Annotated in this window: 11 protein-coding genes; 2 read left to right on the top strand and 9 right to left on the bottom strand. The window is 34.5% G+C overall.

What is annotated here, in order from left to right; all coding sequences use genetic code 11:
* Positions 1 to 103: 103 nt before the first annotated feature.
* The 9 genes from CGC52_RS01275 to queA all read right to left on the bottom strand — a co-directional run bounded on the left by CGC52_RS01275 (position 104) and on the right by queA (position 13,084).
* Positions 104 to 2,824 carry a calcium-translocating P-type ATPase, PMCA-type gene (locus CGC52_RS01275; protein WP_095893208.1) on the bottom strand — a complete coding sequence of 907 codons (2,721 nt, stop codon included), beginning with the start codon at positions 2,822 to 2,824 and terminating at the stop codon, positions 104 to 106.
* A 130-nt stretch (positions 2,825 to 2,954) separates the two neighbouring features.
* Positions 2,955 to 4,199, bottom strand: a complete 1,245-nt coding sequence (locus tag CGC52_RS01270; protein WP_197063219.1) for an MFS transporter — start codon at positions 4,197 to 4,199, stop codon at positions 2,955 to 2,957.
* 154 nt (positions 4,200 to 4,353) lie between these two features.
* Positions 4,354 to 6,282 carry an LTA synthase family protein gene (locus tag CGC52_RS01265; protein WP_095893207.1) on the bottom strand — a complete coding sequence of 643 codons (1,929 nt, stop codon included), beginning with the start codon at positions 6,280 to 6,282 and terminating at the stop codon, positions 4,354 to 4,356.
* 120 nt (positions 6,283 to 6,402) lie between these two features.
* A complete protein-coding gene (gene aroC / locus CGC52_RS01260; protein ID WP_042008558.1) occupies positions 6,403 to 7,470 on the bottom strand; it encodes a chorismate synthase in 1,068 nt (355 codons plus the stop codon).
* 60 nt (positions 7,471 to 7,530) lie between these two features.
* Positions 7,531 to 8,199: a tRNA (5-methylaminomethyl-2-thiouridine)(34)-methyltransferase MnmD gene (gene mnmD / locus CGC52_RS01255; RefSeq protein WP_095893206.1), complete on the bottom strand. Its 669-nt coding sequence runs from the start codon at positions 8,197 to 8,199 to the stop codon at positions 7,531 to 7,533.
* Positions 8,200 to 8,202: 3 nt separating this feature from the next.
* Entirely contained in the window at positions 8,203 to 9,291 is a 1,089-nt protein-coding gene (locus CGC52_RS01250; protein WP_095893205.1) for a BT_3928 family protein, read from the bottom strand.
* Positions 9,292 to 9,299: 8 nt separating this feature from the next.
* A complete protein-coding gene (locus CGC52_RS01245) occupies positions 9,300 to 9,845 on the bottom strand; it encodes a DUF1599 domain-containing protein (RefSeq protein ID WP_042008562.1) in 546 nt (181 codons plus the stop codon).
* A 207-nt stretch (positions 9,846 to 10,052) separates the two neighbouring features.
* Positions 10,053 to 11,810, bottom strand: a complete 1,758-nt coding sequence (rpsA, locus tag CGC52_RS01240; protein ID WP_042008563.1) for a 30S ribosomal protein S1 — start codon at positions 11,808 to 11,810, stop codon at positions 10,053 to 10,055.
* Positions 11,811 to 12,034: 224 nt separating this feature from the next.
* Positions 12,035 to 13,084 carry a tRNA preQ1(34) S-adenosylmethionine ribosyltransferase-isomerase QueA gene (gene queA, locus CGC52_RS01235; protein WP_042008564.1) on the bottom strand — a complete coding sequence of 350 codons (1,050 nt, stop codon included), beginning with the start codon at positions 13,082 to 13,084 and terminating at the stop codon, positions 12,035 to 12,037.
* 1,259 nt (positions 13,085 to 14,343) lie between these two features.
* Between queA and CGC52_RS01230 the strand changes: the two genes are divergently transcribed.
* Positions 14,344 to 15,732, top strand: a complete 1,389-nt coding sequence (locus CGC52_RS01230) for a dipeptidase (RefSeq protein WP_095893204.1) — start codon at positions 14,344 to 14,346, stop codon at positions 15,730 to 15,732.
* Positions 15,733 to 15,973: 241 nt separating this feature from the next.
* Entirely contained in the window at positions 15,974 to 16,594 is a 621-nt protein-coding gene (locus tag CGC52_RS01225) for an L-threonylcarbamoyladenylate synthase (protein ID WP_042008567.1), read from the top strand.
* The last annotated feature ends 2 nt before the right edge of the window (positions 16,595 to 16,596 follow it).

Below are 16,596 nucleotides of genomic sequence, written 5' to 3'. Positions count from 1 at the left end.
GAGGGCTAATGTACTTTAAATTTTAGAATTACAAAACAGAAAATCATTTTTTTTCTTGACAATTTAAATATTTTAACCTTATTTTGGAAGTGTAGTAATCTGTTTATTTTTTAGAAAACAATCGGACTACTTCTCCAATCCAAAGTACCAAACTTGTTGATAGTATGATTATTATCCAGTCTACTAATTTTAAAGGTGTCACGTTAAACATAACACCCCCAAAAGTCGTTATTAATACTTGTCCCAAAATGATGATTACAGCAATAAATAAAAAACCTTTATTATTAGCTAAGTTATTAAACGCGCTTTTGCCTGTATGATGTGCTTTGGCGTTGAACATGTTCCAGAATTGCAACATCACAAAAATGGAAAAGAACAACGATAATTCATATGCTGAAAGTCCACTTTCCACTTGGTTAAAATTAAAGAAATTTACAAAGTAATCTTTTACAGAAAATTCCGTAAGAGTGTAAATATCAGTATGTTTAAAGTATTGAACAAAGCCAAAAAGTAATAAAACAAACAGAATTCCCACTCCGAATATGATTTTAGCCATCGCAGGAGTGATTATGTTTGATTTACGCTCTCTCGGCTTTTCTTTCATGACGCTACTGCTTGGAGGTAAAGAAGCTAAAGCCAAGGCAGCAAAGGTATCCATAATCAAATTAACCCAAAGCATCTGTGTCACTGTCAAAGGAGATTCTGTTCCTAAAAATGCTCCAATTAATACAATTAAACAAGCTACTACATTGATTGTCAATTGGAAAAGAATAAATCGTTGAATATTCAGATAGAGAGAACGTCCCCACATAACGGCTTTTCCAATACTAGTAAATGAGTTGTCTAGAATAGTAATATCGCTGGCTTCCTTAGCAACTGAAGTTCCATCACCCATTGAAAGACCTACTTGAGCAGCCTTAAGTGCAGGGGCATCGTTTGTACCATCTCCAGTAACGGCAACCACTTCGTTTCTTTGTTGTAATAGGTTTACCAATCGAGCTTTATCAAGGGGTCTGGCTCGTGAAATCACACGTATATGGGGTAATTTTTTACTTAATTCATCGTCAGAAAGGGTAGCAAAATCAGTTCCTGAAATATGGTTTTGCTCATTGCAAGTTTCGTCCCATAAACCTATTTGACGAGCAATTTCCTTGGCAGTTCCTGGTGTGTCACCTGTAACGATTTTCACCTGAATTCCAGCTCCCATACATTCTTCAATGGCAGCAGGAACATCTTCACGAACAGGATCACTAATAGCAGTTATGCCAATGAAATTCAATCCCTTAACTGTTAATTTTCCATTTTCCGAAATGATTGAATTTTCGTTGTCAATTACTTTATAGGCAAAACCTATTGTTCGCATTGCCTGTGATTGATACTGCTCTAATTTGCTCTCAAAATCGGCACGATGAATCTCTGAAAGAAATTGATTATTAGAGTCATAACAGAAATCCATTACTATTTCAGGAGCTCCTTTGACGTACAAAATTATTTTATTTAGAACTGGTGATTTTACCAAAGTTGCCATATATTTCCTTTCCGTAGAGAATGTCAATTGATTGACAATCGGAGTATTCTCACGAATGGGAAGGTAGTTTGTACCTTGTCCATCCAACCATAGTAATAAAGCTCCTTCGGTTGGATTTCCTAACACTTGTGGTTTTTCCTTGTCTGAAAAGTCTAAATAAGCTGTGGAATTGACCGCCATTGACTCGGATATAAGTTGCTTTCCTTCTAGTTCAGATGAAAATTTATTAAAGAAAATATCGTAAATCTTCATCTGATTTTGAGTCAGCGTTCCCGTTTTGTCGGTACAAATCACAGTGGTTGCTCCCATTGTTTCACAAGCGTGCATCTTTCTAACCAAGTTATTGGTTTTCATCATACTACGCATACTGTATGCCAAACTAAGGGTAACACTCATAGGCAGCCCTTCGGGAACGGCTACCACTATGATGGTAATAGCAATCATTAGGGTATTTAAAGCATATCCCCAGAAATGAATCCATTCGATTTGTGAATTAGCAGAATTCGAGAAAAATACTACAAATCTGCCAATAATCACAAGTAAAGCAATGCCATAACTCAATTTAGTAATAATCCCTGCTAATTTGTTAAGCTGTTCATTAAGAGGCGTTTTTATTGAGTTATCAATTTGTACACCTTCAAATACTTTTCCATATTCGGTGCGGTCTCCTACTTGTGAAACTTTAAAAATTCCATGTCCGTCAACTACCGATGTACCTCGGCAAACGTAGTTAGATGGGTAGGTAGCCTCCGACTCAAATTCCTCAGGATTTGTTGTTTTATAAACCATCGGTTCTCCTGTCAATGATGATTCATTGATTTGTAATGAAATAGCTTCTAATAGTTCGCCATCTGCAGGCACCTCTTCACCTGTTTCTAAAATGATAATATCTCCAACAACGATGTCATTCTTCAGCACTTGCGTAACTTTTTCATTACGAATAACTTTGTATAAAATCTCATCATTTACTTGGTTTAATATTTTAAATTGTCTATTAGCCTTTACCTCAAAATAGAAAGCTACACCTGTGGCCAAAAATACGGCAAAAAGTATCCCAATAGGTTCTAAAAAAACGTGTCCTCCTTTGTCATGGGCTATAAACTCATAACAAGATACCCCGAAAGAAGCTACCAAAGCGACTAATAAAATCATAATGATTGGGTCGGAAAACTTTTCTAAGAATTGTTTCCATAAAGGTTCTGTTTCTACTGATGTGAGAGTGTTGTTTCCAAATTTCTGACGACTCTCAAGTACCTGAGCATCGGAAAGCCCTTGATAGTGATTTTTTTGTGTCATTTCTGTATTAAATTGAGTGCAAAGATAGATTTTATATGTTAAAAAAATAGTTAATTGTCTGGTGAAATTAAGAAATAAAAAAGAGGTACCCTTTTTGGGGTAACCTCTTAGCAAAAAGGTATGGAATTTTTTATAATTTATTTTTTCCTATTTTATGTCCCGCCATACCGTAATACAATATGAACAAGAAACAAGGTAAGCAAATCCAATAAGCATTTTGCATTCCGTAGCTATCTTTTAACCATCCGAAAACGTATGGAATTACAGCTCCCCCTGCAATTGCCATAGTTAAAAGAGAAGCTCCTGTTTTGGTAAAATTTCCTAATCCATCCATTGCCAAAGGCCAAATAGCAGGCCACATAAGTGAGCATCCAATTGCTATTAAAATAATTAATGAAACGGTAAGGTTCAGTTGTAATCCAAAAAAACTAAAGAAAATATCAGTTGGAGTTATACATACTAAAATGGAACCAATGATAGCTATTAAAGAACAAATTTTTAAAGCCGTAGATTGTGAAATATATTTAGGAATTAAAATTACTCCCGAAATGTACCCAATAACCATTCCTATAGGAGAAATCCATGCATATATTTCAGCATTTTCAATACTTAATGATTTTGCGAAATCAATCAGGGAAGATAATGCTACTGTTTCAACTCCTACATAAAAAAACAAGGCTAAAACTCCCAATAATAGGTAAGGAAAATCGAAGACAGAATTTTTACCGTTATCGCGAATTTGCGTAGTATCAACGGTTTCTTCTTCTCCTTGTGCTTTTACTTCAGGAAGAGGAGCAAAGAAACTTAATATCCCTAAAAATAAAAATACAGCTATCAAAATATAAAAAGGAGTATTCAGGTCTGCGATAGCTATTTTATCAACTTCTTTTCCTATAATCCAAACTAAGAATAAAGCAGGAATAGGCCACGCTAATTTATTACAAATCCCCATTATACTGATACGTTTTGCTGCACTTTCAATAGGGCCTAAAATGGTAGTGTATGGATTTACAGAGGCTTGTAAAAAGGCATTTGCTGTACCGCTTACGAAAGAGGCTATTAAAAAGAGCATAAAACTTTCAATTTTAGCCGATGGAATAAAAAGTACGAAAGCTAAAGCAAAAAGGAAGAAAGAAAAAGCCATCGTTTTTTTATAACCGATTTTTTTTATCAGTATTGAAGCTGGATACCCAAAAATCAAAAACGGAATAAAGGTAGCCGCAACAATTAAGTATCCCTGTCCTTCAGGAGTGATTTTTTTCAAAACAGGAATTAGGATTCCATTAATCCCCAAAGCGAATCCAATGGAGAAAAACATAAGCCCGATGAACGCTAACGGGACTAAGAAACTTTTTGTAGAACTGTTTGTCTGCATACTATTTTAAATTGGTTAATATTAAATGATATTTTATAAATTCAGACGCCTAAATTACAAAAAAACTTACAAACCAAAAACTTATTTCTTGATAAAAATATACTCCTAATAAAAAGCAATTTTAAATATATTGATTTATAATGAATTAATGTTTTTATTTCAATTTCTGATGCAAAATCCTATCCATAAAGTCTTGCATAAAAGCTCTTAAATCGGTAATACCTTTGTGAGTAGTTTCCTCTGGAAGAATTTCTTTTAGATTTTCCTTTAAATTTTGGTCATTTTTTGCGTAAATTCCTACTATTTCACCTTTTATATCAGCTACATATATATAATCTCCTTGTATTAGTTGATAAAAATTTCGATTGGTAACATAGGCTCTGTGAGGTTCTTCTTTAGCAAATAGACTACGACCCCAAGAGCGGAAAGGTTTTTGATAACCGGCCAAATCTACGAGGGTAGGAAATATATCAATTTGCTGAGCTAATTCGTCCGAAGTTCCCGTTTGTATTAATTCCTTACTGGGACTATAAAAAATTATTGGTACATTGAAATACGAAATTTTTTGTTTGTAATAATCATAATAAGCTGTAGAAGGGTGATCTGCAACAAATACAAATATTGTATTTTCAAACCAATCTGATTTTTTTGCGGATTCGAAAAACTTCCGTATGGAATAATCGGAATAAGCCACTGCATTTTGCATCGGCACATCTCCTTTGTTGAAAACACCTTTGTATTTTTCTGGAATTGTATAAGGTTCGTGTGATGAGAGCGTAAATACTGTTGCCAAAAAAGGAGTTTTCATTTTATCAATTTCTTTTTTAGTATATTGTAAAAAAGGCTCATCGTGTATCCCCCAACTACCATTGTGCTGACTTTCATCGTTAAATTCAGTCTTTCCAAAATAATTCTCAAATCCTATTTGTTTCGTAAATCCGCTAAATCCCATAGAGCCGTTGGTAGCTCCGTGAAAGAAAGCCGTTTTATAGCTCATTTCCCTGTAGATATTTGCAATGGATGCTATTTCTTGTTGGGAATATGGTGAATACGCAAGTGGTGTCTCAAATGTTGGGATTCCTGCTGTAATTGCCGAAATTCCTTCCATAGAGCGACTTGCGTTTGCATATACATTAGTAAAATAAAGTCCGTTTTGAGCTAACGAGTCCAAGAAAGGCGTATAGGATTTAAACTCAGGAATTGCTTTATCTTTATTGAATGTTTCAAAATATTCATTTCCCATTCCTTCTAAAATAAACAGGACGATATTCGGCTTTTTAGTTACTTTTCGATTATATTTTTTTATAGGACGAATATTTTCAGCAATATAATCCTCTGTAGCAAAATTATAAGTTCGAAAGCTATCGCTTTTTCCTAAAGTTCGGATAATACCAAAAGGAGTGTTGAGAATCAGATTGACTTGTGAGAGGTCGTTGGCAAATTTATTAGCATCGGTAATGGTAAGCGGAATAGTACCTTTTTTGAAAGGCATCCCTCGTATTCCTAACAAAAACAAGGGAGTGATAGCAAACATAAAAACTGTAGAACCAATAAAATAGCTCCATTTGTTTGAGTATGTTTGAGGCTTTATTTTATTTTTTTTGTAAAGATATATCCAAGTGAATACGCAAACTAAAAAAATAACAAAAACTGACCAATGCCTTACCAAGAATCCAAACAGAAGAGACCATTTATTATCTTCGCTAGCCGCCAACGACCATGCACTGAGTGTAAGTCGTGAGCGATTGTATTGGAAAAATACAATATCTATGAAATTTAATAAGAAAGGAGGAATATTTGTCAAAAAATAGACCCAAAAAACAATTTTCTGATATTTTTTTGAAGTATTGACCCATAAAGGAAACAAACTCAATACTAAAAAGAGTAAGTTTATATAAATAATGGCAGCAGAATCGAATAGTAGCCCATAGAATGCTAATCGAAAAAATTCTGATACATTATCAACAGAAATGAGGTCTTTATTGAATAAATAAAAGCACACTCGAGCAATAAAATAAAATAAATACACCAAAAAAAGGCGATAAAACAAGATTTTATATTCTCTTAAACGGATGTTTTTCATGACAATATCTCTTTATGGGTGTCAATATCACTGAAAACAGTTAGCTCTCAAGCGATTTATGTTTTAAATTACCTATTTTAAGAAGAAAACTCACAGAGTAGGGCTGCCATATTTTCGACTTCATTTGAATTGTAACCCTCTGTTGATAAGATAAAAATCCAAAAGTACCATTGCAGCCATAGCCTCTACGATAGGTACGGCACGAGGTACAACACAAGGATCATGCCTACCTTTACCCTGTACTGGAATCAAATTTCCACGAATATCTAAAGCTTCTTGCTCTTGCATTAATGTTGCAACCGGTTTGAAAGCAACTTTAAAATAGATATCCATTCCATTGCTGATGCCTCCTTGAATGCCACCTGAACGATTGGTTTGAGTACTCCCATCTGGATTGAAAAGGTCATTGTGCTGACTGCCACGTAATTTTGTTCCCTCGAAACCACTTCCATATTCAAATCCTTTTACCGCGTTAATGGAAAGCATCGCCTTGGCTAATTGTGCGTCCAATCGGTCGAACACAGGCTCACCAAGTCCTATAGGTACATTTTGAATAACGCACATAACCGTTCCTCCAACGGTATCCCCTTCTTTACGGATTTGTTTGATGTAATCTTCCATCTGTTGAGCCAATTCTGGATCGGGACAACGAACAGCATTGGTTTCCGTTAGTGATAAGTCCAAATTAGTGTAAGGTGTTTGCAAAGCTAATTCACCTACCGATGAAACAAAAGCTGTAAAACGAATTTGATGAAGTACCTGTTTAGCGATAGCTCCTGCCACTACACGACAGGCAGTTTCACGAGCAGAACTTCGGCCACCTCCTCGATAATCACGATGTCCATACTTCTGTTGGTATACATAATCAGCATGACTCGGACGGAAAATATCTTTAATATGGTTGTAATCTTGTGATTTTTGATTCGTATTCTCAATAATAAAGCCTATAGAAGTTCCAGTGGTCTTTCCTTCAAAAATTCCTGAAAGAAAACGCACTTCATCAGGTTCTTTACGTTGAGTAACAATGGAAGATTGCCCTGGCTTTCGTCGGTCTAATTCTTGTTGAATCAATTGAAAATCAATAGTTATTCCTGCAGGACACCCATCAATTACACCTCCTAATGCCGTTCCATGTGATTCGCCAAAAGTAGTCAGTCGGAATAATTCTCCAAATGTGTTTGCGGCCATTTTTTATTTAATTTACAGAATATTCAATCATCTCTTTAATACGGTAAAAATCTTAGTAGATTATCTACACGATTTTTTCGCTCTGAGCATTTCCCGTTTTCCAGGTGGACCTGCCAATTTTTCAACCTGAAAACCACATTGTCTCATGGCTCTTTGAACACTTCCCTTAGCAGAGTAAGTCACTAGAACACCTTCGTTTTTCAAAGCCTTATGCATTTTTTCAAAGATAATTTCTTCCCATAATTCAGGTTGCACTCTTGCTCCAAAAGCATCGAAATATATTAAATCAAAACGATTTATATCATCAATTGTCTCAAATTGTTGTCTGCGTTTTTTAAGAGTAAAAGTCTCTGTTATAGGAATATTTGTTTGCCAATCCGATTGATGAATATGCTCAAAAATAGGATCCAGTTTTTCATTTCCAATAATTTGAGTATAGTTCATTTGTTGTGCTTCTTCCCACGAAAGCGGATAGGCTTCTATACCTTCATAATGTACTTGCAACCTCAGATTCTGATGCTCTATGTATGTTACCAAAGCATTCAATCCTGTGCCAAATCCTATTTCAAGAATCGAAATTTGTCTATTTTCAAATAATTGCAATCCATTTTTTATAAAAACATGCATTGCTTCTTGTAAAGCTCCGTGTTTAGAATGGAAATTTTCGTTCCATTCAGGGATGTGTATGGTTGTGGAACCATCTGAAGTGGTAATAACTTGTCGATTCATCGGTTACAGCACTAATTTTTCCCAATCGTTATAATGCTTTTTATCGATAATTGTTCCTTTTTTTATAGTTATCAGCCCAGGATTGGAACGAATCATCGTTTTTAAGGTTGTTTCATCGTTGTAGTAGAACTCAAAATTCAATTCATATTCCTTTATGAGTTGCTCCGATTGGTTCAAATCATATGCTAAACCGATAACAGTATATCCCGATTTTAAAGCCTTGTCAGTGATAGTTTTGATGTTCTTAAAAGCATTTCTATCTGTTTTTTCAATTTTATAACAAATCACCAAAAGCAACTTTTCTTTGCTCATCATCTCATCAAGATAATTTTCCCCTTCTTTTTCTATATAAAAATCGTGAATTGGAGGTTCATATCCTTTATCAACTAATTTAGTTTCAAAGGATATAAATTCACCATCTACTGTAGGATAACTACCTTGCGTAGTCACTATTTTTTCTTCTCCATTCACATTGAATTTCCAAAGATAATCATAAACCGCTTTTGGAGCATTTTCAGGAATCCTCATAGCCTCAGGAATGTTCACACCAATTTTATAAGGTCTAAAATCCTTTATTGGTAAGTGATTATAAACTTGATATACAAATACAATACAACCAATCAACGAAACAAAAGTAACCACGAATGGCAGTTTTCTACCAATTGGTTGAATCATTTTTTGTTTCCAAAATAGGATTAAAGTTACGACAAGCAATAGAATATCTTTCCCAAATGATTGCCAAGGAGTAAATTTAATAGCATCACCAAAACACCCACAATCAGTAACTTTGTCGTAATAAGCTGAATAAAAAGTTAAAAAACCAAAGAAAATGAGCATCAATAGCGTAGCCCAAAGAGTGAATTTTTTTAAATATCCCATCAGAATCATCACCCCCAAAAGTACTTCAGCAATGCATACAAAAATAGCAATTGCCAAAGCAAAAGGCATAAAAAAAGGTAAATTGAGTACTGACTCACTAAAATATTCTTCCAGTTTAAAAGAAAATCCGATGGGATCATTAAGTTTTATTAATCCGCTAACAATAAACGTGATACCTAAAAAAAGTCGTAAAATATGGATTATAATTTTCATTACAAATATTATTTTTTTAATTCTTTGAGATGGATTAAGGCGAACACAGCATAGTTTATCATATCTTGGTAATTGGCTTCAATTCCTTCGCTGACAAGGGTTTTACCTTGGTTGTTTTCAATTTGTTTTACACGCAGAAGTTTTTGTAAAATCAAATCAGTAAGCGAACTAACACGCATATCACGCCATGCTTCGCCATAGTCATGGTTTTTTTTCTCCATCAACGAGCGAGTTTCTTCTACTTTGTTCTCATAGAGCTGTATAGCTTCCTGCGTTGATAAATCAGGTTGTTGTACCACCCCTTTTTCGATTTGAATAAGTGCCATTACGGAATAATTAATGATTCCAATAAACTCCGAAATTTCCCCTTCATCAATTTTCCGTACCGAATTTTCCTGTAAACTCCGAATACGTTGAGCCTTAATAAAAATTTGGTCAGTAAGTGAAGGTAATCTCAGAATACGCCACGCACTTCCGTAGTCAGTCATTTTATTGATAAAAAGTGACTTACATTCTGAAATCACCTGATTGTATTGTTCTATTGTGTTATTCATCGTTCATAAATAATTCACAAAGGTAATATTTTTATGAGAATAATCCATTTTTATATATTAAAATATTTGATTTTTGCTTTGATATGTATGGTATAAATCTATATCATTAATATTCTATTTATTGAAGGATACGTATATACAAAAAAGTCGCCACTTCCCAGCGACGACTTTTCCTCATTAAAACAAAAAATTATGAAAAAAACTAAATTACTTTCCTTTTTCCATTTTGTCTTTCAGCTCTTGAAGAGCCTCTAAGTCACCCAAAGTTGATTTTTCAACATTTGTTGTTGTATTAACAGCAGCTTCCTTAGCTATTTTCTCTTCTTCTTCTCTGAAAATTGCTGTATGTGAAGCAACTACTCTTTTGAATTCTTTGTTAAATTCAATGATCTTGAAATCAGCAACATCTCCTTTTCCTAATTTCTTGCCGTCTTCTTTTTCTAAGTGACGTGTAGGAATGAAAGCTACGATGTCCTCGTTAAAATCAACAGTAGCACCTTTGTCTACTATTTTAGAAACGGTTCCATTGTGGACAGTTCCAACAGCGAACTCTACTTCATATTTATCCCAAGGATTTTCTGTAGTTTGTTTGTGTCCTAATGAAAGTTTACGACCTTCAACGTCTAATTCAAGAACAACAACATCTAGTTTATCTCCAACGTTTACAAACTCAGAAGGGTGTTTTATTTTCTTAGTCCAAGATAGATCAGAAATATAAATCAATCCATCAATTCCTTCTTCTAACTCAACAAACACACCGAAGTTTGTAAAGTTACGTACAGTTCCAACATGTTTAGAACCTACAGGATATTTTGAAGCGATATTTGTCCAAGGATCAGATGTTAACTGTTTGATACCTAATGACATTTTACGCTCTTCTTTGTCCAATGTGATAACCACAGCTTCAACTTCATCACCTAAGTTAACAAAGTCCTGAGCTGAACGGAGGTGCGTACTCCAAGACATTTCAGAAACATGGATAAGACCTTCAACTCCTTCAGCAACTTCAATGAAAGCACCATAGTCAGCAATTACTACTACTTTACCTTTCACCTTATCACCAACTTTCAAGTCATCGGTCAATGCGTCCCAAGGATGTTTACTTAATTGTTTCAAACCTAATTGGATACGTGATTTATTGTCATCAAAATCAAGGATAACCACGTTCAATTTTTGGTCTAATTCAACTACTTCACTTGGGTGGTTGATTCTTGACCAAGATAGATCAGTAATGTGAATCAATCCATCAACACCACCTAAGTCAACGAACACACCGTAAGAAGTTACATTTTTAACAACACCTTCTAAAACTTGACCTTTTTCAAGTTGTCCGATGATTTCTTTTTTCTGTTCTTCAATATCAGCTTCGATAAGAGCTTTGTGAGAAACAACTACGTTTTTGAATTCATGATTTACTTTTACCACCTTGAATTCCATAGTTTTATTCACAAATTGCTCATAATCACGAATCGGTTTAACATCAATTTGAGAACCTGGTAAGAATGCTTCGATTCCGAAAACATCTACAATCATACCACCTTTTGTTCTACTCTTAACAAAACCATTTACAATTTCGCCATTTTCGTGAGCTAAGTTTACGCGATCCCATGCTTTTATAGTACGAGCTTTACGATGTGAAAGCACTAATTGCCCTGTTCTGTCCTCACGGATATCAATCAAAACCTCAACTTTATCTCCTACTTTTAAGTTAGGATTGTAACGAAATTCGTTCAAAGAGATAACCCCTTCTGATTTAGCATTGATGTCGATGATTGCTTCTCTGTCAGTGATGCGAACTACTGTTCCTTCAACAACTTCATTGTCTTGAGTGTCAACAAAGTTGTTTTTCACTAAATCTTCAAAATTTTTTAATTTGTCTTCTTGAACTCCATCAATACCTTCTTGGTATTTAGCCCAATCGAAGTTTTGCAAAAACTCCTCTTTTGTTTGTTGTTGTTCAGCCATTTGCTGATAATTAAATTTGTATTCTTATGAAAATCAAGAGATTAGCAAATTTTCACTTGAATGATTAAACATTATTTTTCTCTCTTATTCTCTTGTAAATGCTATCTAAGAGCGTGCAATATTAAATATTATTTTTCTAATAACCAAAGAAATAGTATGTTTTTTGTAAAATATTTTTTTGATATTCAGTGTAATACCACATTTTCTGAGTTTTATTTGTATTATTACAAAATCAACATAGCGTCTCCGTAGGAATAAAATTTATATTTTTCTTGTACGGCTTCCTTGTATGCTTTCATAATCAAATCATGTCCTGCAAATGCTGAAATCATCATTAATAAGGTTGATTTTGGTGTATGAAAGTTTGTTATCATGGCATCAGCAATACTAAAGTCGTGTGGTGGAAAAATAAATTTATTTGTCCATCCTACATAAGGATTTACTGTATTTTCTGATGAAACAGAACTTTCTAAAGCTCTCATTACCGTTGTTCCTACCGCACAAACTTTATTTTTACCTCGTTTGGCTTTATTGATAATCTCAGTCTGGTCTTCTAAAATGAACATCTCTTCGCTGTCCATTTTGTGTTTTGACAAGTCCTCAACTTCTACGGGACTGAAAGTGCCTAAACCTACATGTAAAGTTACTTCTGCAAAATTTATTCCTTTGATTTCTAATCGTTTCATCAAATGTTTGGAGAAGTGTAATCCGGCCGTTGGAGCTGCAACAGCTCCTTCGTGTTTCGCGTAAATAGTTTGGTAACGCTCTTCATCTTCAGGTTCAACGGCTCTTGAAATATATTTTGGAAGTGGTGTTTGACCTAATTCTGTGAGTTTATTTCTGAATTCTTCGTAAGAACCATCATATAAAAAGCGGAGTGTACGTCCTCGGGAAGTAGTGTTATCAATTACTTCAGCAACCAAACTGTCGTCTTTTCCGAAGTATAATTTATTTCCAATACGTATTTTTCGAGCAGGATCTACAAGCACATCCCATAAACGCTGGTCTGCATTCAATTCACGAAGTAAAAACACTTCAATTTTTGCTTTTGTTTTCTCTTTATTACCATAGAGCCGAGCAGGAAAAACTTTGGTGTTGTTCAGTACAAAAACGTCACCATCGTCAAAATAATCGATGACATCTTTAAAAAGTTTATGCTCAATCAATCCTGTTTTTCGATGTACAACCATCAAACGTGCTTCATCGCGATTTTCACTCGGATATTCAGCCAATAATTCTTTAGGTAATTCAAAATTAAAATTTGATAATTTCATTGTGTGATGTATAAAACCGTATATTTTTCCATAAAAAGTCTGCAAATATACGTTTTCAAAATAGGCTTTGTCAAGTAATTATAAGATTATTTCTCAAGTGTAATGTTAAGCGATTGAAATTTAATATTTTATCTTATTATTTTCTCTCTATTATTTAAAACTTGATATCAAACCCGTATTTTTGCGGAATGCACGTTTTAGGTTCCTATCTGACCTGATAATCTCAATGTTTTCGTCAGATAAAGGAACAAAAACCAATATGAGTGTTCCAAATGAAGCTATCATGATTACTGTTATCCATTTCTACAATTAGGTATCACCTTGATCTTTGTAGGATGCAAAAGTAACCACAGAACTGTAAGAGAATTTCGAGTCGATTCATACGGCAGTCAGAAATTTCTGAATGTATCCAGCTCCTAATCTGTACTCTTCAAAAGTTAGCTTTTTGTTTCCGTACGAACAAAATAGTGTTTTTTTGAAATATTTTGAGTTGTTGTGATTTAGAATCTTAAAGCAGGGATTCTAAGGAATAGTAAATTCATTTTAAATGTTTTTCCGATTTAATTCGAATCAATCTTTTTAGTCTTGTCTCAATGTATAAATTCAGTCAAGCAAAACATCTTTCGCCTATAAAATACAGCATTTTCGGATTTTAATTAGAGCTGAAGAGACCTCCATTGTTCTGAAAGACAATTATTTTTATCTTAAATCCGTAAGTAACATCGTTAAATAATTCGGATTGACTCCATTTCAATAATAAATACATATTTATTTTTTCAGTTCATTATTTATTTTCATATTTGTACTTTTGTGTTGAAACATAGTCGAAGGCTTAGTATGTGAAACCAAAATTGCCTCCACAAGGTCGGCGAATTTCATTTCAAGGATGTGGATACTTCACTAAAAATTAACTCTCGTATACTCCGCAGAGCGGAATTTGTCTCCAATGCCGATAGAAATCACCGAAAAACATTGAAAATCAAAATCTAATAGATAAAAAAGATATGTAGTTAAATACTGAAATTGGTTTCTTTTTTCTCAATAATTAAGAAAGTTATTTCCTTTTGACAGAATACTAACTACCATGATTTTCGTAGTCTTTGCCGTTGCTCAAATGGGTGAAAAGACAATTCAGTAGTATGCCAGAGAACAAAAAATTGCACTTCGAGTTTGAGTCTGCACGACAATCTTTTTTATGAATAACTTGTAACTTTTAGATATTCTTCTTACCTTTGAGCGATTTATTTATCAAAAAATATATGGAAACTGTAAAAAATTATATTGAAGAAAACAAAGAACGATTTATTGATGAACTGATTCAACTTCTTAAAATTCCGTCGATTAGTGCCGACTCAGCATATTCGCAAGATGTAATAAACACCGCTGAAGCTGTGAAAAATGCTTTAGAAAAAGCAGGATGTGATACAGTCGAGATATGTGACACCCCAGGTTATCCAATTGTGTATGGTGAGAAAATTATAGACCCTGCATTGCCTACTGTTTTGGTGTATGGTCACTATGACGTACAACCTGCTGATCCTATTGATTTGTGGCATTCTGATCCTTTTGAGCCAGTGATTAAAACCACTGAAAAACATCCACAAGGTGCTATTTTTGCTCGTGGAGCTTGTGATGACAAGGGGCAGATGTATATGCACGTTAAAGCCTTGGAATATATGGTGAAAACGGGCAATTTACCTTGCAATGTGAAATTTATGATTGAAGGAGAAGAAGAGGTAGGTTCTGAAAGTTTGGGTTGGTTCGTAAAACGCAATCACGAAAAACTCAAAAACGACATTATTTTGATTTCCGATACAGGGATGATTGCTAATGATACACCTTCAATCACGACAGGGCTTCGTGGTATCAGCTATGTTGAGGTAGAAGTTACTGGACCTAATCGCGATTTGCATTCAGGGCTCTATGGCGGGGCTGTAGCAAATCCGATAAATATTTTGACAAAAATGATTGCTTCTTTACATGATGAGAATAAGCGAGTTACCATACCAGGATTCTATGATAAAGTAGAAGAACTCTCACAAGAGGAACGCAATCAAATGGCAAAAGCACCTTTTTCATTGGAGAATTATAAAAAAGCCTTGGACATTGAAGATGTTTATGGAGAGGAAGGCTATTCAACTAACGAACGCAATTCCATTCGTCCTACTTTGGATGTAAATGGTATTTGGGGAGGATATATTGGTGAGGGAGCTAAGACCGTTATTCCGAGTAAGGCATATGCTAAAATATCAATGCGATTAGTACCTAATCAAAATTGGGAAGAGATTACACAACTGTTCAAAGAGCATTTTGAGAGTATTGCTCCTGCAGGAGTCAAAGTGACTGTAAAGCCACATCATGGAGGGCAAGGATATGTAACGCCTACAAATTCAGTAGGGTATCAGGCGGCAGCAAAGGCCTATAAGCAATCTTTTGGTAAAGACCCAATTCCTGTGCGTTCAGGAGGAAGTATTCCGATTGTAGCTCTTTTTGAAAAAGAATTAGGTAGTAAATCTATTTTGATGGGGTTTGGTTTGGATAGTGATGCGATTCACTCGCCTAATGAACATTTTGGAGTTTTCAACTTCTTAAAAGGAATTGAAACTATACCATGGTTTTACCATTTTTTTGCGAAACCTAACGAATAGGTGTGATTTTAAAATGTTATAATTCAAAACTTTATAAGATTGTATAAAAACATCTTTGTAGGAATTGCGTGTCTATTTATTGATTTCGATTGTGGTCTATTTTTGATATGCGATTTCTACAAGGGTGTTTCCGTTGGGTGACTTTACAATATTGATACATTCAGTAAATAAGCAATAAAAGGATTTTAAGCCTTGAAGCAGCATTGAATCCGTAATTCAATAAATCATAAAACTTAAAAATATGGCAGAGTTTATACGTATTTATAATGACAATCCGAATGAGAAAGAGATAGCTAAGGTGGTGGAGATTCTCCGCGAAGGTGGATTAGTTATTTATCCAACAGACACGGTCTATGGATTGGGATGTGACATTACTAACACCAAGGCTTTGGAAAAAATAGCTCGTTTCAAAGGAATAAAGTTGGAGAAAGCAAATTTTTCATTCGTTTGTGCCGATTTAAGCAATCTTTCTGATTATGTTAAGCAGATTGATAGTTCTACGTTTAAAATATTAAAGAAAGCTTTGCCTGGGCCTTATACATTTATTCTTCCCGGCAGTAATAATCTTCCGAAAGATTTTAAGAAGAAAAAGACGGTAGGAATCCGTATTCCCGATAATAATATAGTCCGTATCATCGTTGAAAGGCTTGGAAACCCGATTGTGTCCACTTCTATCTATGATGAGGATGATTTGATTGAGTATACTACCGACCCTGAACTTATTTTTGAAAAATGGCAAAACAGGGTCGATGCCGTTATCGACGGAGGATACGGTGATAACGTGGCTTCAACCGTTATAGACTTATCAGGTGATGAACCCGTTGTAGTTCGTGAGGGCAAGGGAAGTGTAGACATTTTTTAATA

It is taken from the genome of Capnocytophaga sp. H2931, from assembly GCF_002302535.1.
GTDB classification, from domain to species: domain Bacteria; phylum Bacteroidota; class Bacteroidia; order Flavobacteriales; family Flavobacteriaceae; genus Capnocytophaga; species Capnocytophaga canis.
Note: the sequence above shows the minus strand (reverse complement) of the source record. Positions and strands in the feature narration are given on the sequence as shown.